General features: G+C 60.5%; 21 protein-coding genes. 3 read left to right on the top strand and 18 right to left on the bottom strand.

What is annotated here, in order from left to right; all coding sequences use genetic code 11:
• Window positions 1–60: 60 nt before the first annotated feature.
• Window positions 61–756 (top strand): DNA repair protein RadC, encoded by a 696-nt coding sequence (gene radC / locus KIT08_07895; protein ID UYN89010.1) that lies wholly within the window; start codon window positions 61–63, stop codon window positions 754–756.
• Between the two features lie 3 nt (window positions 757–759).
• On the opposite strand, the gene KIT08_07890 is transcribed toward radC, so the two are convergent.
• From KIT08_07890 to tatA, 15 genes are all read right to left on the bottom strand, one after another.
• Entirely contained in the window at window positions 760–1,035 is a 276-nt protein-coding gene (locus tag KIT08_07890) for an acylphosphatase (GenBank protein UYN89009.1), read from the bottom strand.
• 1 nt (window position 1,036) lies between these two features.
• Window positions 1,037–2,227 (bottom strand): hypothetical protein, encoded by a 1,191-nt coding sequence (locus KIT08_07885; GenBank protein UYN89008.1) that lies wholly within the window; start codon window positions 2,225–2,227, stop codon window positions 1,037–1,039.
• 37 nt (window positions 2,228–2,264) lie between these two features.
• The gene (locus KIT08_07880; GenBank protein UYN89007.1) at window positions 2,265–3,287 is read right to left on the bottom strand and encodes a HEAT repeat domain-containing protein; all 1,023 of its coding nucleotides are present in this window, start codon (window positions 3,285–3,287) and stop codon (window positions 2,265–2,267) included.
• Window positions 3,288–4,355, bottom strand: coding sequence for a site-2 protease family protein (locus KIT08_07875; protein UYN89006.1), 1,068 nt, complete (start codon window positions 4,353–4,355; stop codon window positions 3,288–3,290).
• Between the two features lie 68 nt (window positions 4,356–4,423).
• Window positions 4,424–5,398 carry a diphosphomevalonate decarboxylase gene (mvaD, locus tag KIT08_07870; GenBank protein ID UYN89005.1) on the bottom strand — a complete coding sequence of 325 codons (975 nt, stop codon included), beginning with the start codon at window positions 5,396–5,398 and terminating at the stop codon, window positions 4,424–4,426.
• Entirely contained in the window at window positions 5,395–7,026 is a 1,632-nt protein-coding gene (locus tag KIT08_07865) for a gamma-glutamyltransferase family protein (GenBank protein UYN89004.1), read from the bottom strand. The genes mvaD and KIT08_07865 overlap by 4 nt, the downstream gene beginning before the upstream one ends.
• A gap of 68 nt (window positions 7,027–7,094) precedes the next feature.
• Entirely contained in the window at window positions 7,095–8,093 is a 999-nt protein-coding gene (locus KIT08_07860) for a dipeptide ABC transporter ATP-binding protein (GenBank protein UYN89003.1), read from the bottom strand.
• Window positions 8,090–9,121: an ABC transporter ATP-binding protein gene (locus KIT08_07855; GenBank protein UYN89002.1), complete on the bottom strand. Its 1,032-nt coding sequence runs from the start codon at window positions 9,119–9,121 to the stop codon at window positions 8,090–8,092. Before KIT08_07855 ends, KIT08_07860 begins: the two co-directional genes overlap by 4 nt.
• An 18-nt stretch (window positions 9,122–9,139) precedes the next feature.
• Complete coding sequence (locus tag KIT08_07850; protein ID UYN90801.1) at window positions 9,140–10,042, bottom strand: ABC transporter permease; 903 nt, start codon at window positions 10,040–10,042, stop codon at window positions 9,140–9,142.
• Between the two features lie 50 nt (window positions 10,043–10,092).
• Window positions 10,093–11,175, bottom strand: a complete 1,083-nt coding sequence (locus tag KIT08_07845) for an ABC transporter permease (protein UYN89001.1) — start codon at window positions 11,173–11,175, stop codon at window positions 10,093–10,095.
• A 100-nt stretch (window positions 11,176–11,275) separates the two neighbouring features.
• Window positions 11,276–12,940, bottom strand: coding sequence for a hypothetical protein (locus KIT08_07840; GenBank protein ID UYN89000.1), 1,665 nt, complete (start codon window positions 12,938–12,940; stop codon window positions 11,276–11,278).
• Window positions 12,941–13,094: 154 nt separating this feature from the next.
• Window positions 13,095–13,823, bottom strand: coding sequence for an amino acid ABC transporter ATP-binding protein (locus KIT08_07835; protein ID UYN90800.1), 729 nt, complete (start codon window positions 13,821–13,823; stop codon window positions 13,095–13,097).
• 4 nt (window positions 13,824–13,827) lie between these two features.
• Window positions 13,828–14,715 (bottom strand): amino acid ABC transporter permease, encoded by an 888-nt coding sequence (locus tag KIT08_07830; protein UYN88999.1) that lies wholly within the window; start codon window positions 14,713–14,715, stop codon window positions 13,828–13,830.
• An 85-nt stretch (window positions 14,716–14,800) separates the two neighbouring features.
• Entirely contained in the window at window positions 14,801–15,673 is an 873-nt protein-coding gene (locus tag KIT08_07825) for a transporter substrate-binding domain-containing protein (protein ID UYN88998.1), read from the bottom strand.
• A gap of 81 nt (window positions 15,674–15,754) precedes the next feature.
• Entirely contained in the window at window positions 15,755–15,919 is a 165-nt protein-coding gene (tatA, locus tag KIT08_07820) for a twin-arginine translocase TatA/TatE family subunit (GenBank protein ID UYN88997.1), read from the bottom strand.
• A 113-nt stretch (window positions 15,920–16,032) separates the two neighbouring features.
• Between tatA and KIT08_07815 the strand changes: the two genes are divergently transcribed.
• Together KIT08_07815 and KIT08_07810 are read left to right on the top strand one after the other, a co-directional pair.
• Window positions 16,033–17,415 carry a hypothetical protein gene (locus tag KIT08_07815; GenBank protein UYN88996.1) on the top strand — a complete coding sequence of 461 codons (1,383 nt, stop codon included), beginning with the start codon at window positions 16,033–16,035 and terminating at the stop codon, window positions 17,413–17,415.
• Window positions 17,405–18,466 carry a hypothetical protein gene (locus KIT08_07810; protein UYN88995.1) on the top strand — a complete coding sequence of 354 codons (1,062 nt, stop codon included), beginning with the start codon at window positions 17,405–17,407 and terminating at the stop codon, window positions 18,464–18,466. The genes KIT08_07815 and KIT08_07810 overlap by 11 nt, the downstream gene beginning before the upstream one ends.
• A gap of 30 nt (window positions 18,467–18,496) precedes the next feature.
• Here KIT08_07810 and KIT08_07805 read toward each other — a convergent pair whose 3' ends face one another.
• The 3 genes from KIT08_07805 to KIT08_07795 form a co-directional block, all read right to left on the bottom strand.
• On the bottom strand, window positions 18,497–19,210 hold the full coding sequence (locus KIT08_07805) for a 30S ribosomal protein S1 (GenBank protein UYN88994.1): 714 nt from the start codon (window positions 19,208–19,210) through the stop codon (window positions 18,497–18,499).
• An 88-nt stretch (window positions 19,211–19,298) separates the two neighbouring features.
• The gene (locus tag KIT08_07800; protein UYN88993.1) at window positions 19,299–20,528 is read right to left on the bottom strand and encodes an MFS transporter; all 1,230 of its coding nucleotides are present in this window, start codon (window positions 20,526–20,528) and stop codon (window positions 19,299–19,301) included.
• Window positions 20,529–20,575: 47 nt separating this feature from the next.
• The gene (locus KIT08_07795) at window positions 20,576–21,610 is read right to left on the bottom strand and encodes a L,D-transpeptidase (GenBank protein ID UYN88992.1); all 1,035 of its coding nucleotides are present in this window, start codon (window positions 21,608–21,610) and stop codon (window positions 20,576–20,578) included.
• Window positions 21,611–21,635 lie beyond the last annotated feature (25 nt).

The following is a 21,635-nucleotide window of genomic DNA, read 5'->3' as shown; positions in this document are numbered from 1 at the left end:
GTAAAACAATTTTGCCCACGCCAGCCTCATAAGTGGCTAATTTTTGATTACACTACACTTATGGGGGATGAAACCACCTACCGCATAGCTGACATTGCCATCAACGAACGCCCGCGCGAACGGCTCAAACAGCACGGCGCAGGCTCACTCAGCACCGCTGAGCTGCTGGCCGTGCTGCTGCGCACTGGCTTGCAGGGCGAGAACGCGGTAGCGCTGGCTCAGCGCCTGCTGCAAAGCTTTGGCGGACTGGCGGGCCTGCACCGCGCCGACTTTGCCGAGATGGAAAGTACCCACGGCCTGGGCGAAGCCAAAGCCGCCACGATCAAGGCTGCCATCGAGCTTGGCCGCCGCCTGCACACGCAGGACCCCGAGCAGCGCGTGCGCATCAGCAGCCCGGCAGACGCGGCCACGCTGGTGCAATACGAAATGAGCGCACTGGAGCAAGAGCATCTGCGCACGATCCTGCTGACCACGCGCAACGAGGTCATCGAAATTGCGGAGATCTACCGCGGCTCACTCAACAGCGCGCCGGTGCGCATTGCCGATGTGTTCAAACCGGCGATCCGCAAGAACGCCGCCGCGATCATCCTGGTGCACAACCACCCCAGCGGCGACCCAACACCCAGCCCGGACGACATAGCGCTGACCAAAGCCATCCGCGAAGCCGGGCAGCTCCTTGGACTAGAAGTGCTGGATCACATCATTGTGGGTCAGGGCCGCTTTGTTTCGTTGAAAGAGAAACGGCTGGGGTTGTAGTAATTAATACTTGACGTCAAAACCAGCAAATTCATCGCTGGCTGGCAGCCACTCGATCTCGCAGTCTTTGACATCGGCTGCTGGCGGGCCGCTGCGCAGGGCAAGGGCTATCTGCTCCAGGTGAGCACGGCTGCCCTCGGCCAGCACCTCAACATTGCCGTTGAGCAAGTTGCGCACCCAACCGGTCAGGCCCAGGCTGCGGGCTTGCTGCCACACAAAATAGCGGAAGCCGACGCCCTGCACGCCACCGCGCACGATGGCCGTCATGCGTTCGTTCATCCTACCTCCCGCTGCGCGCCGCCAGCCGGCTGATTAGCCACAAAACCGTTGCCACTCCAGCAGCGGAAGCGATGGTGCCCCATGGTACCTGGGCCAGCGGGTCAGGCTGCTCAAACGTGGCCGCACGCCATTCCAGCTCCAGCTGCAACAGGTCGACGCCAAAAGCCGCTTGTGGGGCATTGATGCAGTCGCCACTGCGCGCATACGCTTCCACCAGGATAGCAAAACCGGTTGGATTAAAGCGCTGCACCAGATACCGAACCAGAGAGCCGGACTGTATGGATGCAAGCTGGGCCAGCCCGGGTTCCTGCGGCAATTGACCGCAGAGTGAATACAGCGCAGGCAACGCACCTGCCTGCGCCGCAGCATTCAGCAGGGCCAGCTGCTGCGGGTCAGGCTCACCTTCGGCGAGGACAGCCACGCCTTCGCTTAACCAGGCTGGCAAGTTGGCAAAGCCCTCCGTCCCCAACCCATCATAGAGCGTGAGATGCGCCACTTCGTGTGGAACACGGCGCAAAGCCGCCGGCGGCGCACCAGGTTCCAGAGCGAACAGCAGCACCCCGGCGCCGGGCTGCGTGTGCCCCGCCGCCCAGGGGTAGGCAGCCAGATCGGCGGCGCGCTGCAGGTCAGCCAGATTGGCATAAACGCGCAGCGTGACCGGGTGCGGCTGAGGCAGCGGCAACACCGCCTGCACCCGGGCCACGCCTTCGGCGGCGGCGGTCAGCACAGCCGCAGCCAGCTCTGGCCCGCCACTGTGCCAATACAGGGTGAATACGCCAAGCTCAGCTTGCTGCCAATCGAAACGATTGTCTTCGTAATACAGGTTATAGCGCGGGCTTTCAAAGAATTCGCCGTGATCTGAAGCAATACGGAACCAATAACGAACAGTAGTAAAGGCTTTGGGCTGGTTGCTATCATCCAGCCGTACGGTTACATCAAGGCGGCCGCGGCCTACATCCCCCTCGTAGACCCAGATGCGTTCGCTTTCACCGACCTGGTAAAAGACATAGCCATCCAGAATGACCGCGCTGCTATTGAACTCAGCCGCAAAACTGAAGCTCTCGCTAAAGTGATAATCAGCCGTGTGAGCAGTGAACTCCACCACCTCTTGCGCGCTGGCCCCGATTGTCGGGGCCAGCGCGGTAAAGCAAACAAGGGCGGCAAGCGCGCCGAAGCGGCCCAGAGTGCGCATAAGAATGAATTATAGGCCGCCACCGGGGGTGGGGATGCTATTCCTGATCGGGGTCTTCGTCGTCAACCGCGTCGGGATTGGCAAAATCTTCCAGATCCTCTGGCGAGAAATCCAGCAAGTTGAGCTCATCCATCTCATTGGCGAAGGCCAGGTTTTCAATAGCGCTTTCGAGAAGATCGATCTCATCTTCATCTTCAGCGCGCTCGATCATTTCCTCAAGTGCGTCGGCTATGCCATTGCCGCCAATTTGCGATAGCGCCCAGGCAGCCGCCAGGCGCACTTCGCTTTCTTCATCCTGCAGCAGATCAAAAAGGCCGGGGCGCGCCTCGCTGAGCTCCAGCTCGCCGGCGGCCTTGGCCGCCTCGCGGCTGATCTCCATATTGGGGTCAGCCAGGCTATGCATCACCTGCGGCCCCCAGCGCTCGTCGGCTGAGCGGCCCATGGCGAACAGAGCGCTGCTCACCCACTCCTCTTCGCCGCCGTCAAAGGCGTTCTCGATCAGCTCGGCCACTTCGGGGCGGCTGGAGAAACCCATCGATTCAAGCGCTCGGCGCTGGATGAGCGGGTCCTCGTCGCCATGCAGCACTTCTAACAGAGCCGCCTCGGCCTCTTGCTGGGCCGCGGCAGAGATCTCGCCCACTTCACCCAAGTACACGAAACGGCCAAGGCCAGCGGCGGCTTGGGCGCGCACATCCATATCCTTGTCAGTCTGCAGGATCTGCACAAGTTGGCCGATGAGCGCCGGCTGCTCGGTGGCCCACAGGCCGCGAATGGCAACCACGCGCACACGCGCGTCCTCATCCGTGAGCGCCATCTCATTGACGGAGTCAAAATCCATCACGGTGTTGCTCTCAGCCAGCATCTCGAGGTCTTCGAGCACGGCCACACGGCGAGCGGCGGAAAGCTGCTGCCAGACCGGCAGCAAGGCAGCCAGGTCGGCAGGCTCCAGGGCAGATAAGCGATAGAGATAGCGCGGCGCCAGCGGCGTTTTCTCATCTTGCAGTGCGGCAAGCACGTCGCTAAAACTCAGTTGGTCTTCAGAATGATTATCGTTTTCCATTTAAGGTATGACGAGCGGGTTGAGGAAGTCTTGCAGGTTGATGTAAACCATTGCCATCAGCAGGAAGGCAATACCCACCAGATTGACGGCGTTCTGATATGCGATCGGAATGCGCTTGCCGAAGAACAGCTCAGGCAGGGTGAAGAGGATGCGGCCACCGTCCAGCGCCGGCACGGGCAGCAGGTTGAGCAAACCCAGCGAAACCGAGATGGAAGCGAAGAACGACAGGGTATTCACGCCCGAAGGTAAGGGGCTATCGGGCGCGGCATCTGCCTCGCGCACTTCAGTGTAGATATCGTACATGCCCTTGTAGCCCACCAGGCGGCCCTGGCTTCCGTCAATCTCGCCGCTAGCAATGCGCATGGGTAGCGTGAGCAAGGTCTCGGCCTGGTCATAAATGGCCAGCGCTCCCTGGCTCAGCGCCTCACCAACGCCAATCGGCGTACTGGGATGGCCCATGGAGATGCCGATCGCTCCATCTGCCGGGGCGGGGTCACGCGGCACTAACAGCGTACGGTCATGCTGGCCATTGCGCTGATATTCGATCAGCACTTCTTTGCCAAGGTTATCGTAGATCACACTGCGCAGATCTTCGCTGCTGTTGACAGGCTGGCCGTTGATATGCGTGATGGTGTCGCCCACTAGCAGGCCCGCCTGCTGAGCGGGAGAATCCTCCGAGACGCTCATCACTTGCACCACGCTGAGGTCTGGGCGGCCAAGCTGGACGAAGATAATGGCGTACAACACCAGGGCAGCCAGCAGGTTCATGGCCGGGCCAGCCACAAAAATGAAGATGCGCTTCCACGGCGCGGCGGCAGAAAAACCACCCGGCACGTCCGGGTCATTCTCGCCAGCAGGCAAGGCAAACCCGCCCAGAGGAATGGCGTTCAGCGTGAACTCAGTTTCTTGGATCTTGAACAGCCGCACGATGCGCGGCGGAAAACCAATACCAAATTCCTGCACCTTGATGCCGAACAGCTTAGCGGCGAGATAATGACCAAGCTCGTGCACCACGATCAGCGCAGCAATCGCGATCACAAATTGAAGTACAGCCAGAAGAGCGCTCATGAAATGATTATATCCACTGCTAGAAAACAAGCCGCGCACTGGCTAATAGCCAGATTAGGCTCGCCAGATCAGGCTGGCAGCAAGGTTGCCGCGCCGCCTGCGCCAGCTTGCAGCACGCGCTGCACGCCGGCGATCCTGCCCAGCCGCGCCGCCACCTCAGCGGCATCGGTCGCCGCGCTCAGCACGTGCACATTTGGCCCAGCATCCAGCGTGTAGCCGGCCTGCAAGCCCTCGGCGCGCCAGGCGATCACCGCATGCATCACGGCCAGGCTGGCCGGTTGCCAATATAGCAGCGGCGGGCTGGAGGTCATCATCACGGCGTGCATCAAGTGATTATCCAACTCCATCACGGCTGCCAAGGCGGGCAAATCGCGCTGCAGGATGGCTTGGCGCGCCTGTGCCAGGCGCTGCTCGGCGCCGTGCAGGCGGGCGGCCTGCAACGGGCTGGTATCCGCTAGCGGGTGCCCGGCGGTGGAGCCCACCGCTTTGTGCTCCTCACTGATGACAGCGATGCTATCCACCAGGTCCCAATGTTCAGGCCCCGCCACCGAGACGGCGTAGCTCTCCTCATCTGAATCCGCGGTGCGCCATTCCACGAAGCCGGCCGGCACCGAACGGCTGGCCGAGCCGGAACCGCGGCGAGCCAGGCGCGAGAGCGCCGACTCGTCGAGCGCCAGGCCGGCGGCGGCGCTGGCCGCCAGCGCCAGGGCGGCGAAAGCCGACGAGGAGGAGGCGATGCCGGAGCCGCTAGGGAAGTTGTTGCTGCTGATCACCTGGGCAAACGCTGAGATGCCTGCCATGGCGCGCACCAGATCCAGCATGGCCGAGACGCGGGCCACTTGTGCCGGCGCGGCCGGCGCGCCATTGAAATCGAGCCCATCGGCGGCCAGCTGGCTGTCAAAGCGCACGGTGGTGCGCGTTTCCAGCCCGGCCAGATTCATCGAGATGGAACTATTTGAGGGCAGGCGCAATTCATGATCACGGTTGCCCCAATACTTGATGAAGGCGATGTTGGGATGGGCAAGTGCAGATGCTGTGCTCATAGGGTCATAGCCAAACCATCGGCCCGCGGGTCGCTACCGCCCCACAGCACGCCGGTGTCACTTTCTCTCAGGATAATTTGGCCGCGGCCAAAGGCGGCCCGCTGCAGCCCACCCAGCTGGCGCACCGAGTGACCCATGGCGGCCAGTCGTGTTTGCGTTTCGGCGGGTAGGCTTTCCTCCAACGAGACTGCCAAACCGGCTGTGCCATCTTCGATACAGAAGCGCGGTCGGTCCAGCGCAACCTGTGGGTCGAGCCCGTCGTCGATCAGGCCCACTGCCACTTGCATGTGGCCTTGCGGCTGCATGAAGCCGCCCATCACGCCATAGCACGCAAACAGGTCGCCGCTGTTTGCGTGGGTGATCATGGCCGGGATGATGGTGTGGTACGGACGTTTGCCGGGGGCCAATGCATTCGGGTGGGCTGGGTCAAGACTGAAGCCGTGGCCGCGATTTTGCAGAGTGAATCCCCAGCTCTTGGGCACGATACCGGTGCCGAAGCCCTGGTAGTTGCTGTTGATGAACGAGCAAGCATTACCCTCACCGTCCACCACACTGAAATAGACTGTGCCTGAGCTTGCCACCGGGCGGCCGCGCTGCACATCCGCCACGGCGCGCTGTGAATCAAGCAATGCGGCGCGTTGCGCCGCATATTGCTTGGAGAGCAGCGCCTCCAGCGGGGCGGGGTCCGTGGCCTGGTCGGCCACGTGCCAACGCGCATCGGCAAAGGCCAAACGCATGGCTTCGATCATCAGGTGCCAGCGTTCCGCGCCCAGCGGGTCTTGCCCGCTCAGGTCAAAGTTCTCCAGGATATTGAGCGCGAGCAAGGCCGCCAAGCCCTGCCCGTTGGGCGGGCACTCCCATACGCGATGGCCGCGGTAATCTGCAAAGATAGGCTCATCCCAGGTACTGTGATGGGCGGCCAGGTCGGCCGCGGTCATCACCCCACCCGCTTCCGTTAGCACTGCCACAATGGCTTCGGCAATCTCGCCCTGATAGAAGGCCGCCGGACCGCCATCGGCCAGGCGGCGGAAGGTGCGCGCCAGGCCCGGGTTGCGAAAGATCTCGCCGGGCTGCGGGGCGCGGCCATCAATGGTGAGTTCGGCGCCGTTAGGTGCCAGACTGAGCTGTCTCTCCACACCGCGTTCCCAAAAGTGGCTGGTGATCGGCGCCACGGGGAAGCCACCTTCCGCCAGCTCGATGGCAGGCGCAAGCACTTGCGCCAGCGAGAGGCGGCCATGGGCGGCCAGCAGGTCGGCCCAGCCGGCGGCAGCGCCGGGCACGGTGACCGTGTGAGGATGGAAGTTGGGCAGCTCGGCCAGCCCCTGCTTTTTCAGCAGCTCAAGCGACAAGCCAGCCGGTGCTCTGCCAGAACCGTTAAGAGCAAAAACGCGCTTCGTGCTGGCCTGGTAGTACAGGGCAAAACAGTCTCCGCCGATGCCGGTACTGGTCGGCTCAGTCACATTCAGCGCCGCGGCAGTGGCCACGGCCGCATCTGCAGCCGTGCCGCCGGCGCGCAGGATGCCAAGGCCGGCGGCTGTGGCCAGCGGCTGGCTGCTGGCGAGCATACCGCCGCGCCCAACAACGGGCGAGCGGCGCGAAGCAAAATCAGCGACAGGGGTAAAGTGCATCGGGAGGATTGTAATGGAAGCCGCCAAGAAAAAAAACGAAACGCTGTGCGTTTCGCTCTTCTATGCGTCTAATTCAGAAAATCTTCAGCGTAGTGGCAGGCAACCTGGTGGCCGGGGCGCAGTTCGCGGAGCAGCGGCTCCTCCACCGAACAATGCTCCAGCCGGGCGATCGGGCAACGCGGGTGGAAGCGGCAGCCGCTGGGCGGGTTGAGCGGGCTGGGCACATCCCCGCTGAGCACGGCGCGTTCGCGCCGTTGGGCGGGGTCGGGCATGGGGATAGCCCACATGAGGGCCTGCGTGTATGGATGCAGCGGTTTGGCAAACAGCTCTTCGCGCTCGGTCAGCTCCACGATCTTGCCAAGGTACATCACAGCCACGCGGTCAGAGATGTGCTCTACCACCGCCAGGTTGTGAGCTACGAACATATAGGTGAGCCCCAGCTCATCCTGCAGGTCCTTCAGAATGTTAAGCACCTGCGCCTGAATGGATACATCCAACGCCGAGACCGGCTCGTCGAGAACAATGAACTCAGGGTCGAGCACCAGCGCACGCGCAATGCCGATGCGTTGGCGCTGGCCGCCCGAGAATTCGTGCGGGTAGCGGCTGGCGTGATATTCCTCCAGCCCCACCATCTTGAGCGCTTTCAGTACGCGGTCGTAGCGCTCATTGACATTGCCCAACTTGTGGATCACCAGACCTTCGGCGATGGCATCGCCCACCGGCAGACGCGGGTCGAGCGAAGCGTAGGGGTCCTGGAACACGATCTGCATCTGGCGGCGCAGTTGTTTCAGCTCTTCGCCGCGGGCGGCGAAGACGCTTTGGTCGCGGAAGAAGACTTCGCCATCCGTGGCCTCATCCAACCGCAGCATGGTCTGGCTGACGGTGGTCTTGCCGCAGCCCGATTCACCCACCAGGCCGAGCGTTTCGCCCTGCTTGATGGTGAAACTGACATCGTCCACGGCCTTAACTTCAGCCGCGTTTCCAGACAGAAGGCGGTCGCCTACGGTGTAGTACTTGCGCAGATTGGCTACGCGCACCAGGTCGTTGGTTGCTTTGTTCGCGCTCATAGTCCTGCCACCGCGATCGGGGCTTTATGTCCCTCGGCACTTTCGTACAGCCAGCAGCGCACCTTGTGGCCCGGCGCCACTTCCAGCAGGCTGGGTTCCACGTGATTACAGATCTCCAGCTGGTACTCCACTCGGGCTTTGCAACGCGGCGCAAAACGGCAGCTTGGCTTCAGGCCGATCAAATTGGGCACTGAACCAGGAATGGTCTCCAGACGCTCTTTGACCTGACCCAACACAGGAATGGAGGCTTGCAGACCCATCGTATAAGGATGTAGCGGCTGCTTGAACAGGCGCTGCGTATCCGTCTCTTCCACAATCTGGCCGGCGTACATCACTGCCACGCGGTCAGCCATCTCGGCTACCACGCCCAGGTCATGCGTGATCAGGATGACCGAGGTGCCGGTCTCGGCGCTCAACTCGCGCAACAGGTCCAGGATCTGCGCCTGGATGGTCACATCCAGCGCGGTGGTGGGTTCGTCGGCGATCAGCAATTTGGGCTTGAGCGCCAGCGCCATGGCGATCATGACGCGCTGCGCCTGGCCGCCGGAAAGCTGGTGCGGATAAGCTTTGGCGCGCCGCTCCGGGTCAGGAATACCGACCTGACGCAGCAGATCCACGGCACGCGCCCAGGCTTCTTCCTTCTCTAGCTTCTCATGGATCTCAAACACTTCTACGATCTGAGCGCCGATGGTGAATACAGGGTTCAGGCTGCTCTTGGGCTGCTGGAAGATCATCGAGACTTGCTGGCCGCGGATGCGGTTCATCTCTTTGCCGTTCTTAAGCAGCAAGTCTTCGCCCTCCAGCAGGATTTCGCCAGAGATAATCCTGCCGGGTGGATCCACCAGACGCAGCACCGAGAGTGAAGTTACGCTCTTGCCGCAGCCCGATTCGCCTACCAGGCCAAAGATCTCGCCGGGGGCCACATCAAAGCTGACATCATCCACAGCAGTCAGCACACCGTCATCGGTATAGAAATAGGTCTTGAGGTGATTGACGTCCAGCAAAGGCTGGGCTGTTTTGGAGTTCATATCGCTTGCCATCATCGCCTACTTCTTCGCCACCTGGGCCAGGCGCGGGTCCATCGCATCGCGCACACCATCGCCCAGCAGGTTGAAGGCCAGCACAGTGAGCATGATCGCCAGGCCCGGGAAGAACACCAGATGTGGCGCGGTAAAAACTTGATTGCGCTCGCTGCCCAGCATGGTGCCCCACTCGGGTGTGGGCGGCTGGGCGCCCAGGCCCAGGAACGAGAGGGCGGCTGCCTCCAGGATGGCGGAGGCGATGCTGAGCGTGGCCTGCACCACCAGGGTGGGCAGCGCATTAGGGAAGATGCGCACGAACAGCAAGCGGAAGGCGCTGGCGCCCAAAGCGCGGGACGCAGATACAAACTCCTGCTCCTTGATGGATAGCACCGAGGCTCGAACCAAGCGTGCAAATACAGGAATGTTCACGATGGCGATCGCATACAGAGCGTTCTGCAGACCACGCCCGATCACCGTAATGATCGCGATCGCCAGCAGGAAACTGGGGAAGGCCAGCACCACATCCATAAGGCGCATGATGACGTTATCCACCCAGCCACCTATATAGCCCGAAACGGCGCCGATGACCGCTCCCACCACCACGGCCATGCCAATGGTGCTGAAGCCGATGAACAACGAGACGCGCGTGCCATAAATAATGCGGCTGAACACGTCACGATAATTGGCGTCGATGCCCATTAGATGCTCAGGCTTGTCTTCGGGGCAACCCAGCATGTGGATGCAGGGCGCCTCACGCTCCTTGAGCGTTTCGATGCCCAACAACGACTGCACAGGGTCGTAGGGTGCAATCAGTGGGGCGAATATGGCTACCAGCGTCAGGAAGAGAAGAATGGCCAGGCCCACAATCGCATTGCGCTGCTTGAACAGACGACGCCAAGTGAGTGCAGCCAGGCTGCGGGAGCGCATGGACTCGGTAGTGTTGGAAGGGTTGAGTGCTTTGGTATTGGCAGCCATGGTTACCGCAGGCGAATACGCGGATCAATGTACGCGTACGAGATATCAACAAGTAAGTTCACAATCACATAACCCATCGCCACCACCACCGTGAAACCTTGAATGATGGGGAAGTCTCGGCCAGTGATGGCGTCAAACAAGGCCCGCCCCACCCCGGAGAGGCCGAAGGTGGTCTCAGTTAGTACCGCGCCGGCAAACAAAGTACCTACCTGGATGCCAATGACCGTGATCACTGGCAAGAGAGCATTGCGCAGGGCGTGTTTCATGATAACCAGGTTCTCTGCCACGCCTTTGGCGCGGGCTGCACGCACATACTCGCGTCCCAGCACATCCAGCATGCTGGAGCGCGTGATGCGCGCAATTATGGAAAGCGGGATGGTGCTCAAGGCAATGGCCGGCAGGATCATGTGCCGGAAAGCATCCACAAGGACGTCCCATTGCCCAGTAATGATTGCATTAAAGAAAACGAAATTCGAAACAAAGTCGGCAAACATGTACAAAGTAGTGCCACGCGTCAGGCCCAGGCCCCATACCTGATAGAACGCGTCAGGGATCACGCCAGCCGTAAGGCGCCCCGTGGGCGCCAGCCAGAACGGCGTGTCCTTCAACAGGATCGCAAACACATACGCCAGCATCAGGCCCAGCCAGTACACCGGCATGGAAACGCCGATGTTTGCGCCCACCATAGTGGCCACATCCACTGCGGAGTTACGCCGTACGGCCGAAATGACGCCCATGGGCACGCCCACCAGGATGGCAATGAACAAAGCCGAGAAGCCAAGCTCCAGCGTGACCGGCAGGCGCTCAATGATCATTTGCGAGACTGGGCGGCTATAGCGGATCGAATCGCCAAAATCGCCTTTAAGTAAGATCTCGCGCATATAGATGCCCAGCTGCACAACGATGGGCTTATCCAGCCCCATACGAGCATTGAAGGCATTGCAGGCGGCTTCCGTAGCGCGTTCGCCAAGAGCCGAACGGCACGGGTCACCCGGAATGGAGCGCGCGATCACAAAGGTCACCACCAGGATGCCCAGAATGACCGGAATGGTCAGCAGGATGCGGCGCAGGATGTACTTAGACATAGGTGAAGTTGAGGATGCGCGGGATGGGTTTTGGCGAGAAACTCGCCGCACCCATCCCGCGCATTTATCTCAGACGTTCGCTTAATGAACGGGCCGTCGATTATTCGGCGGGAACGTTCATGAAGCTGTCCCACAGGTAGCCATAGTAGTCAAAGCTACCAGTGTTACCCACGTGGTACGGGTTGGAAGCATCCAAACCGCGGGCCCAGGAGGCCACCACGTCGTCAGCGTCAAAGTCGGAACCGTCGTGGAACTTCACACCATCACGCAGGTGGCAGGTCCACACCGTGGAGTCAGCATTGGCGTCACAAGAGGTGGCCAACTCAGGGAAGGTTGCACCCGAGTCCTTGCCGTACTCCAGCAGCGTCTCAACCACCTGTTGGCAGGCGGTTAGCGACTCACCGTCGGTTTCGTCAGCGCAGTCCAGGCTGATCGGCTCAGCGTTCTGTACGAACACCAGGCTGTCAGTACCGTTGTTCAGGAAGTTGAACTGCGGAGCGCCGAAGGGCGGGTAGTACGCGCCCTGCAGGGAGGCGAGGGCCGCGTGAGCAGCCGCACCGTGAGCAACAGGGATCAGGGGCACCAGCTCCTTGACAGCATTGTTGGCCTCGGCGTACAGCGGGGCAGCCGTGGCTACATCAGCGATCGAGGAAGCCTCTTGCAGAGGGCCATAGATCTCAGCGTGGGCGTTACCAAACTGCGGGTTGTTGGCGCCGAAGTGGAAGTCCATGAAGTTGGTGACGTGCGGGTAGTCCGCGCCCCAACCCAGGAGGTGCATACCATCGGTCAGCTCACCCGAGGTGGAAGCGGCAATGAACTCACCAGATTCCATGGGGACCACCTCAACCGTGATGCCCAGGTTCTCCTGCAGCTGCGCCTGGATCTCGGTGGCTACACGAGCCGGCTCAGGCAGGTAGACGCGGAACACGTCACGGTAGTACAGGCGGGTGGTGAAACCATCCGGGTAACCGGCTTCGGCCAGCAGCGCGCGGCCAGCCTCAGCGTCAAACTCGTACCAGGACTCACCTTCACAACCATTGGGGATGGCGCAGGGGGTGAAGTGAGAAGCGACCTCAGACCCATCGGGGTAGAAGTTGTCCACAATGCGCTGGTAGTCAATGCCCAAGGCAATGGCGCGGCGCACGTCTACATTGTCATACGGGGAAGCCGTGTTGGTGAAACCAATGTAGAACACATTGGGGTTCTGATGGTAGAGGATCTGCAGATTGGGGTCATTCTGAACCGTGGCGTAATCAGACGGGCTGATATTGCTCACGTAGTCAGCAGTGCCAGCCTGCAGTTCCTGCAAGCGGGCGGCGCCTTCGGTCAGCCAGCGCAGGGTCACAGTGCTGGCGCCGTTGGACTCACCCCAGTAATCGTCAAAGCGGGTGTAAACGATCTGGTTGCCGCGGTCCCACTCGGCTACCTGGTAAGGGCCAGTGCCGATGGGGTTCTCCAGCAGTTCGCCAGAGCCACCCGTGCGAGCCAGGTGCTCCTGCGGCTGAATGCCGAAGGGCGTGAAGGCGATCTTGGCCTCAAACGCCGGGTCCGGCTTGCACAGCGTGAACACCACGGTCAGTTCGTCCACCGCTTCGATGGAAAGAACCTTGCCGCCGTAGTCACAGCTGCCGGCATCCAGCTTCAGGCCTTCAAATTCTGCCAGGGCGGAAAACTCATCCTGCACCGCGGTTCCACCGGAACCACAAGCGGCCAGGACGAGGCTAAACGCCACCAGCAGAGCAAACAAAGTGCTCAATTTCTTCATATGTACTTCTCCTCAAAGACTTCTGTCAGGTACTGGATTAATAGAAAAATAGGTGAAACTTGCCCTTTGTTCAGCCTCACCTCCTTTATCTACCCCGGAAAAGGGGTAAGTTTGATTATAGTACTCAGAATAGGGCTGTCAACGCCCAAGTTAGTTAGTGGCTCAGGATTTGTGAGAGGAAGAGCTTGGTGCGCTCCTCTTTAGGGGAATGAAATAGCTGATTTGGGGGGGCAGATTCGACGATCAGGCCATTGTCCATAAAGATCACTTCATCTGCGGCGGCGCGGGCAAAACCCATCTCATGGGTTACGCACACCATGGTCATACCCTCTTTAGCCAGGGCCAGCATCACATCCAGCACCTCTTTGATCATTTCCGGGTCCAGGGCGCTGGTAGGCTCATCGAACAGCATGATCTTGGGGTTCATGGCCAGAGCCCGGGCAATCGCCACGCGCTGTTGCTGGCCGCCTGAAAGCTGCCCGGGAAAGCTGTCTGCCTTCTCAGAAATGCCCACCCGTTTTAGCTGCTCATGGGCTATGCGCACAGCTTCATCCTTCTTGCGGCCGCGCACCACCCGCTGGGCCAGGACAATATTGTCCAGGACGGTGAGATGGGGGAAAAGGTTGAAAAGCTGGAACACCATGCCAATCTCGGCGCGGATACTGTTGATGTCCTTGTTCTTCTCGTTCAGGCGTTTGCCATCCACCCATACTTCCCCTTCGGTTTCCACTTCCAGGTGGTTGATGCAGCGCAACAGCGTGCTCTTGCCAGAGCCGCTTGGGCCTACGATCACGACCACTTTGCCGCGCTCCACGCGCAGGTTAACCCCGCGCAACGCCTGCACATCTCCAAAGTACTTGTGCAGATTACGGGTTTCGATAATCGTCTTATTTTCTGCTGTTGCCATGCAGGCGCCTTTCAAGCACTCTCACCAGGATCGAGAGGATCAACGTCATACCCAGATACAGGATGGCCAATATGGTATAGGCCTCACGGAAGCGGAAGGTGCGCCCGGCATACAAACGCGCCACTTGGGTGATATCACGCACCGCCAGCACGGACACCAGCGAGGAGTCCTTGACCATGGCCACAAAGTCGTTGCCCAGCGCGGGCAGCACATTGCGGATGGCCTGCGGCAGGATGACATAACGCATGGCCTGCCCGTAGCTCATGCCCAGCGAGCGAGCCGCCTCCATCTGGCCCTTGCCAATGGACTGGATACCGGCACGGAAGATCTCGGCTAAAAACGCGCCGTAGGTGACCGAGAGCGCAATGATGGCGCGTACGTTCAGCGAAATGCTGTCATTGGTGATCGCCGCCAACGGCTGGCCGATGAAACCCAGCCCCAGCGAAGTGAGCCAGGCGCCCAGCGTTTTGAACATGCCCAGAGAATCGGGCACAGCCACCAGGGCGATATAAAAGATAAGTACAAGGATGGGAATGCCGCGCACCAGTTCCACATACAGAGTAGAGATGTTGCGCACTACAACGTTGCGAGAGATACGGCCTAGCCCGGCAACCAGACCAATGACCAGCGCAATACTGTACGCGTACAGCGTTGTCGTGATGGTGATGCCGATACCAATGCGAATGAAGTTGAGTGCCTCGCCAAAGCTGGTCTGGGTGGTGACCAGATAGAAGGCACCAACGGCGATGACAAGAATACCTCCGACCCACCACGGAAATTCGTCGATGCGCTCTTGCAATGTTTTGCTGCGCGGCGCAGTGCCGGGCGTGCCGGGAAGGGTGGGCTCGATTTCTGTGCTATGGGTCATGTGCCTCCGGAAGAGAGAAAAAAAGCCGGTGTGCAGAGGCTGCACACCGGCTTATTTATACTCTAGAAAAGACTAGATAACGAGATTACTCTTCGTCTTCGCCGTAGGCGCCAGGCCCAATGTCGTCGTAGGTGACGGCGAAGTCAGGTCCAAAGTAGATGGTGTTGAGCTCAGACAGCGTGCCATCAGCCATCATGGACTCAAGCGCCTGGTTGACCGGTGCAACCAGATCGCTGCCCTTGGGGAAGATGAAGCCGAGCTGATCGCTCGACATCGAGGGACCGACGAGCTTCAGCACATCAGCATTCTCGCCCAGGTAGCCCTGGCCGGCAGTCTCATCGATGATCACGGCGTCAATGTCGCCAGATACGAGAGCCTGAACAGCGAAGGGGAACTGCTCAAAGGCCTGGATGCGGTCCTCGGGCAAGTAGGTGGCGGCGATCTCGTAGTTGGTGGTGCCGGTCTGCGTACCCAGTTTCAAACTGGCGTCGTTGACGATGTCTTCGATGCTTTCGATACGGGTCTCATCAATGCGCACCAGCAGGCGCACATCAATGTTGACGTAGCCAATCGAGAAGTCCACGATCTGGGCGCGGTCCTCGGTGATGGTGATACCGTCAGCGGCAGCGTCAAACTGGCCATCGGCCACGGCCTGGATCATGCCGTCCCAGGCAGCCTCAACATACACCGGGGTGCAGTGCAGGCGGGTGCAGATCTCGTCCCAGGCATCGTAGTCCCAGCCACCCGGAACGCCGGTCTCAGCGTCAACATAGTTGAAGGGCAGGTAGGCGTTCTCAATAGCAACGGTCACCTCACGGCAGTCAAGGTCAACAATGGCCTCGCCCGCGGAGCCCAGACATTCCCCACCGCGTACGGTTGGGTCACCACCCGCGCCACACGCGCTTAGCACGAGGGCACCGACAATGAGGGCAAAAAGGGTAAAGCGAACTTTCTGCATCTTGTTCCTCCTTAGGAACTAATAAAGTAGCGTTGTACTAATGTACTCTTAAAAACGCAGCGATGCAACAGTAGGCAAATGCTACGCTTTTTTCTCCTCATCTTTGGGTTCATCATCGCCTGAAAGTCCCTTGCGGAAAGCACGGATGCCGGAGCCCAGATCAGCGCCCAGCTTGCCCAGGCGTCCCACACCAAAGATCAAAACAACGATAATGAGGATGACAATCCATTCCCAACCACTGAACATAACTACCTCCTGCTGCAAACAGAGGAATCAAACTCCTCTTGCGGGGTCATTCTACCAAAGCAGCCTATTAGCTGTGCAGCTGTGCTTTGAGATTAGAATGCCAGTCTTGGGGTATGACCACAACCACACCCGCTCAATTCGCCCAGCAAGTTCACCGCGCCCTGCAAAGCCTTGGCAAGCGTGGCACCGGCGCACCCGCCGTACAGGCGCTGCTGTACTACCAACTGGTCTGTGCGCAGCCCAGCCGCAGCGGGCGGCGCAGCGCACCATCGATGGAGAACTTTCTGCGGCGCGCGCTGCGCCAGTTCCGCGCCGAGCATGCAGGCCATGCCAGCTTGCTGACCCAGCGCTTCCTTGAACAAGTAACCGCGAAAGAGATCGCTCACCAGCAGTCCATCAGCCAGGAAACGGTGAATCGCAACCAGCACCGCGCCATTCAAGTCTTTGCGGATTGGCTTCTGGTGCAGGAGCGAGCGGCCCGCCAACAACGCCAGGCTGAGCTGCTGGCCAGCTTGCCGCCCGCCGGCTTTGCCGAACTGGTGGGTAAAAGCGCGTTGCAAAAGAAGCTAAGCGGCTTGCTCACCAGCCAGCAACTGCCCTGGGTGATCTGCCTGACGGGTATTGGCGGCATTGGCAAGACATCACTGGCCAACCAGGCCGTGCGCAATTTGCTACCCGCTACGCGCTATGACCGGGTGCTCTGGCTGCATCCGACCGAAGGGCAACCACTCACCCAGGCCACCTTGCTGGCCGCGCTCAGCAGGCGCTTGTTGCCCGCGACGCTGCCGGCCAGCGGGCGCCTGCCTGCACTGCGGCAGGCGCTCAAAAACCAGCCCAGCCTGATCGTGCTGGATGATGTGGGCAGTGAGATTGATGACCCAGCCTGGGTGGATTGGCTGCATTCTTTTGCCAAACCTAGCCGCTTCTTGATCTGCAGCCGCCAGCGGCCCGCTACGCTGGCGCGCGCCTACCTGCTGCCCATTGGTGAGTTGTCCGCCAAGGCTGCGCTAGAGTTGATGAGTATGCAGGCCCGCGAAGTAGGGCTGGAGGCGGCCCTGCCCGCCATCCGAAAGCATGTCGGCGCGCTCTACGCGCGCACGGGCGGCAACCCGCTGGCGCTCAAGCTGGCGGTTGGCCTGCTGCACAGCTGGCCGCTCGCCGCAGTACTGGAAGCGTTGCACGAGCGCACGAACATCGAGATCGACGCGGTGTACAACGCCATCTTCCGGGCCAGTTGGGATTCGTTGAGCCAACCCGCGCGCCGCCTTTTGCTGGCAATGCCCCTGGTGGGCAGCGAAGGCGCCAGCCTGGCGCAACTGCGTGCCCTGAGTGGTATGGACGTGGCCGGCCTGCGTAATGCGCTCATCGAGCTGCATCAGCGCAGCCTGCTTGAAGCCAGTGGCGATGCGGAGGACAAACGCTACAGCATTCACCAGCTTACGCGTGGCTTCTTACGCAACGAAGTATTGAAGCACGCAGATCACGATGAGAGCTGAAAAAGCCAGCAACCAATGGGTGCAAGCCAGCCTGTTGGCCGCGGTGCGCAGCAACCTGGAGTACTGGGCCGCCCAGCCTGCGGCAAAACTGCGCGGCGAGGGCAGTAACCTGCACAATGCCATTCGCTACGGCTTCTATCTGTTCCCAACTCGTCAGCAGGCAGCCCGTTTGCTTAGCCAGAGTTTTGGCATAGGGCTCACACAGCCCACCGCCTGGCTTCCGCTGTATGCCGCAGCGCTGCGGACTAAACCGCTGCCCAGTAGCCTGCAGGCTGGCCTGCTCTACCAGCAAGCCGTGCTGCTGTGGCAGCACGGCCTTATAAAAGACGCTGCCCGCGCCTTTGAGCGCAGCCAGCAATACGCTCAACACCATCGCCTGTCCAGCGTACACATCCGCAGTCTGATCGGGCTGTGTCTGGCGTACAGCCAGCAGCCTGCCAAAGCCGAGCGCGCCGCAAAGCGCCTACAAGCCGCACTTAGCCGCACGCGCACCCCTACTCTGCGCGCCCAAGGGTATTCAGCCTTGGGCACCGCAGCCTACTTTGCCGGGCAGCATCTGCAGGCCAGCCAGCACATTGCCGCCGCGCTGCAGGCTGCCCCGCCCAGCCTGGCGCAGGGCCAACTGCATATCCTGGCTGGGCTTTGCGCCCACGCCTTGGGCCAAACCGATGCAGCCCTAGAACACTACAACGCGGCCGCACACCGCCTGCAGCAGCGCGGTGCCAGCCCGGCCCAACTGGCCCGCGTGGAATTGCTGCGCGCCACCGCCCACTATCACAAGAGCACCCGCGGTCAGCATGTGCGCCTGCAGCCCGCAGTGGCCGCCCTGCAGCGCGCCGCCGAGTTGCTGAACCAGGGCGAGACGGATGCCCGCAGCCGTGCCCAGCTGGAGAGCCTGCTGGGGCGCGCCTACACCCGCCGCGGCGAGGTGGCGCAGGGCATCCGCTACCTCACTAGCGCGCTGGAGCTTTCAGCCGATACCAATGAACCGCACCTAGCGGCGGATATTTTCGCCGCCCTGCAGGAACTGGAAACCAAAAACCCCGCCTAACGGCGGGGTTTTTTAGTTTCTTAGCATTCTTTAGGCGCTGCGGCTGCCGAGCGTGCGCTCCAGCAGATCGTCCATTTCATCGGAGCTAGCCTTGGGTTTGCGGGCCTTGCCCTGGTCTTGGCGAGACTGGGTTTCTTGCGCCTTGCGCCAGGCCATTTCCATGGCAGTGGGAGCGGGCGTGTTGTCCACTTCCTCTTCCACTTCTTCGACTTCAGGTTCCGGGCTGGCCAGCAGAGCTTTGATGCTCAGCTTGATCTGCTTCTTGCGGCGGTCAACCTCCAGCACTTTGACGTCGATTTCATCGCCTACTTTGACGGCTTCTTCAGCCGAGCGGACATAGTCGTGCGACATTTCGCTGATGTGCACCAGGCCGGGGCGCTCAGCGCCTACTTCTACGAACGCGCCAAACTTCTCCAGCTTGGTTACCTTGCCTTTGAGCACGCTTTCTTTCTTGATCTCGCGCCATTCAAGGAGCAAAGGTTTGATGAGGGTCAGTTCAATATGCCCGTCGCTGCCAATGCGGCGAACCCAGGCTTCCACCTCTTCGCCCTCTTTGAGAACTTCTTCCACTTTGCGAACGGGCTCTTTGCGAAGCTGCGAAATGGGGATGACCGCCGGCTTGTCCTGGCCAATATCGACCACGGCGCCAGCCAGCGTAGCTTTAATCACTTTGCCTTTAATGAGGTCTTTCTTTTTGAGGCCAGACTCTTGTGGGGCGGCCTCTTCCATATGTGCTTCCGACATTTCACAACTCCGGGCTTGTTACCGATTTCACAACAAGCCCACATTGTACCTGCGCGCTTAAGGTTTGTAAAGTCTACGGACTGCGTTGCTACGCTGCCGCGCTGGCCGGGCGCGGTTTGCGACCAGAGAACAGCAGCGACAGCAGAACGGAAACCAGCAGGCAAGCCAGCACCAGCCAGCCAATGATCGTGTACATGGAGAACACGCCCACCTTATCGATCAGCAGGCCGCACAAGTAATAGCCCAGCGCAGTGCCGATGCCCATGAACATGGCGGAGAACAAACCCTGCGCAGTGGAGCTCAGGCCGCGCGGCGCCATCTCGGCCACAAACTTGATGCCGGCCACCCACATCAGCGGGTAGGTCAGGCCGTGCATCAACTGGATGAGCAACGCCTGGTCCGGCGTAGCCGTGTTGGCGTAGATGAAGCAGCGCAAAGCCATCGCCAGCATGGAAAGGTACAGCGCGCCGCGGCTACCCAAATTGCGCAAGAACCAGTGAGAGGCGGCCATGATGGGCGTCTCAGAAATTGTGGAAATGGTGATAGCGATCCCTACCAGCGCCACCCCGGAAACCGCAAACGGCAGCCAGCGGCTTACGCCCGGCAGCTCCTGGATAAGCAGGGGCATATAGTCATGCGCGGTGGAGCCGATGCCGGCCACCAGGACTGTGCCCAGGAAGAGCAGCCACTGCGGCTGACGCAGCAGGCGCCCCACCTTTGTGAAGTAAGCGTCTCGGTCCGGGTTCTCTTCAAACTGCAGCGAACTAAGCAGAAAAAGATTGACACTCATCAGCACACAAAATATCCAGAACATGGAGACCAGGCCCAGCCGGTCAAGCACAAAGCCAGCCAGCGCGCTCACAATTCCCCACGCAACCGTGCCCCACAAACGCACGCTGCCATAGCGGTCGCGGTTGCTGCCCATCATGTGGATGGTGGCGCTGTCCAGCAGCGGCAAAGTGTGCGAGCTGATGATCGCCATCAGGATCTGTACGCCAAGAATGAGCGAGAAAGAACGCAGGAACGGGAAGATGACGTTGAGCAGGATCGCCGCAACCACCGAGAGGTACAGCACAAACCGGTGGCGATTGGTGGCATCGGCATAGCCGGCCCAGAAGGGCTTGGCCGCCAGGCCGATCAACGGGCCAACACCCGTCAACACGCCGATCTGCGCGCCGCTAAAACCCAGCGATTGCAGATACAGCACAAAAAAGGGCGTAATGCACGCCCATGCGGCGAATGTAAAGAAATAGCTAAGCGAAAGACGGGCATAACCCGTCTTGGCTTCCGGAGCAGGGAGTGGAGCAGGTTTTAGCATGTGTATAGATACCAAGCATATTAACCCCCAGCTTGGCGTTCGTTTCGCTAACTGATCACGACTTGCGTGCCGTGGCCATTGGCCTGGCGCTGCTCAGGCTGACTGACCGGCGTGACCCAGCGATATAGCCAGGCGGCATGTTCCGGCCGCATGTTGATGCAGCCCTTGCTCATGGGTGCACCAAAGTTGTTGTGCCAATAAGCTCCATGGATGGCATAGCCGCCCTCGGCAAAGAACAGCGCCCACGGCACACCCGGCAGGTAGCGATCGCCCAGCGTGTCCGTCAGGCGGTTATCACCCATGTACTGGCTGGGCATCTTGGCATATAAATTGAAGTTACCAGTGGGCGTTTGCGTTGGTAGCCCGCTGGTGCTGGTATTGCGCACGCCCGAAGAGATCGGCACGCGCAGCACCACCGCGCCATTCTCATAGGCGGTAAGCTGCTGGGCCAGCAGCGAGATCTCGACCCGTTTCTGAGCCGCGGGCACATCCGGGCTGATGGGGGCCAGGTCTGCGGCCGGGATGGGCTGCAGATCCTCGGCTTTGGCGTAGTACTGCACGTTCGTCCACGACTCGGTGATCTGGTACCACGGCGAACCGTCCGGTCCGTCCACCTTGGCGGTCACCCAGTGCATGCTGTCAAAATAGAGCAGGAACTGTGATTGCTCTTGCCAGCCACGCTGCCGCGAATATATGTACGGCTGACTGATGGGCACGCTGATGCGGCACAGCATGCCGTCAGCCGGCACGCTCTCCACTGGCGTGTTGTTGATCTCTTCGACTACCTGTACAAAGCTGCTGTGCACATAGCCGTCTGCGACCTTGAACCAGTTGGGGTTATACGCCGGGCCGGTGAGCGGCTGCAACGCATACTCCAGCTGCACCAGCTCATCGCGGAACAGGGTGCGGATAGGACTCAGATTGATGCGCGGCTGGCGGAACACGCTCGAGTCGTATGTGACGCGGCCCAGCAGCCCGGCGTCTTGCGCGGCAGGCAAACCTGCGGGCAGCCGCCCGGCGGCCAAAGCCGCCAGCGACAGCCCGCTGAGTTTCAGGAAGTCGCGTCGCGTGAGATTCGACATTCAGAGATTCTATCCACAGATAAAC

It is taken from the genome of Anaerolineales bacterium (genome assembly GCA_025808555.1).
GTDB lineage: Bacteria > Chloroflexota > Anaerolineae > Anaerolineales > UBA11579 > JAMCZK01.
Note: the sequence above shows the minus strand (reverse complement) of the source record. Positions and strands in the feature narration are given on the sequence as shown.

Excerpts from the sequence above, each read along its gene's own strand:
- radC (UYN89010.1), top strand. The coding sequence starts at position 61 with ATGGGGGATGAAACCACCTACCGCATAGCTGACATTGCCATCAACGAA.
- KIT08_07890 (UYN89009.1), bottom strand. The coding sequence starts at position 1,035 with ATGAACGAACGCATGACGGCCATCGTGCGCGGTGGCGTGCAGGGCGTC.
- KIT08_07885 (UYN89008.1), bottom strand. The coding sequence starts at position 2,227 with ATGCGCACTCTGGGCCGCTTCGGCGCGCTTGCCGCCCTTGTTTGCTTT.
- KIT08_07880 (UYN89007.1), bottom strand. The coding sequence starts at position 3,287 with ATGGAAAACGATAATCATTCTGAAGACCAACTGAGTTTTAGCGACGTG.
- KIT08_07875 (UYN89006.1), bottom strand. The coding sequence starts at position 4,355 with ATGAGCGCTCTTCTGGCTGTACTTCAATTTGTGATCGCGATTGCTGCG.
- mvaD (UYN89005.1), bottom strand. The coding sequence starts at position 5,398 with ATGAGCACAGCATCTGCACTTGCCCATCCCAACATCGCCTTCATCAAG.
- KIT08_07865 (UYN89004.1), bottom strand. The coding sequence starts at position 7,026 with ATGCACTTTACCCCTGTCGCTGATTTTGCTTCGCGCCGCTCGCCCGTT.
- KIT08_07860 (UYN89003.1), bottom strand. The coding sequence starts at position 8,093 with ATGAGCGCGAACAAAGCAACCAACGACCTGGTGCGCGTAGCCAATCTG.
- KIT08_07855 (UYN89002.1), bottom strand. The coding sequence starts at position 9,121 with ATGAACTCCAAAACAGCCCAGCCTTTGCTGGACGTCAATCACCTCAAG.
- KIT08_07850 (UYN90801.1), bottom strand. The coding sequence starts at position 10,042 with ATGCGCTCCCGCAGCCTGGCTGCACTCACTTGGCGTCGTCTGTTCAAG.
- KIT08_07845 (UYN89001.1), bottom strand. The coding sequence starts at position 11,175 with ATGTCTAAGTACATCCTGCGCCGCATCCTGCTGACCATTCCGGTCATT.
- KIT08_07840 (UYN89000.1), bottom strand. The coding sequence starts at position 12,940 with ATGAAGAAATTGAGCACTTTGTTTGCTCTGCTGGTGGCGTTTAGCCTC.
- KIT08_07830 (UYN88999.1), bottom strand. The coding sequence starts at position 14,715 with ATGACCCATAGCACAGAAATCGAGCCCACCCTTCCCGGCACGCCCGGC.
- KIT08_07825 (UYN88998.1), bottom strand. The coding sequence starts at position 15,673 with ATGCAGAAAGTTCGCTTTACCCTTTTTGCCCTCATTGTCGGTGCCCTC.
- tatA (UYN88997.1), bottom strand. The coding sequence starts at position 15,919 with ATGTTCAGTGGTTGGGAATGGATTGTCATCCTCATTATCGTTGTTTTG.
- KIT08_07815 (UYN88996.1), top strand. The coding sequence starts at position 16,033 with ATGACCACAACCACACCCGCTCAATTCGCCCAGCAAGTTCACCGCGCC.
- KIT08_07810 (UYN88995.1), top strand. The coding sequence starts at position 17,405 with ATGAGAGCTGAAAAAGCCAGCAACCAATGGGTGCAAGCCAGCCTGTTG.
- KIT08_07805 (UYN88994.1), bottom strand. The coding sequence starts at position 19,210 with ATGTCGGAAGCACATATGGAAGAGGCCGCCCCACAAGAGTCTGGCCTC.
- KIT08_07800 (UYN88993.1), bottom strand. The coding sequence starts at position 20,528 with ATGCTAAAACCTGCTCCACTCCCTGCTCCGGAAGCCAAGACGGGTTAT.
- KIT08_07795 (UYN88992.1), bottom strand. The coding sequence starts at position 21,610 with ATGTCGAATCTCACGCGACGCGACTTCCTGAAACTCAGCGGGCTGTCG.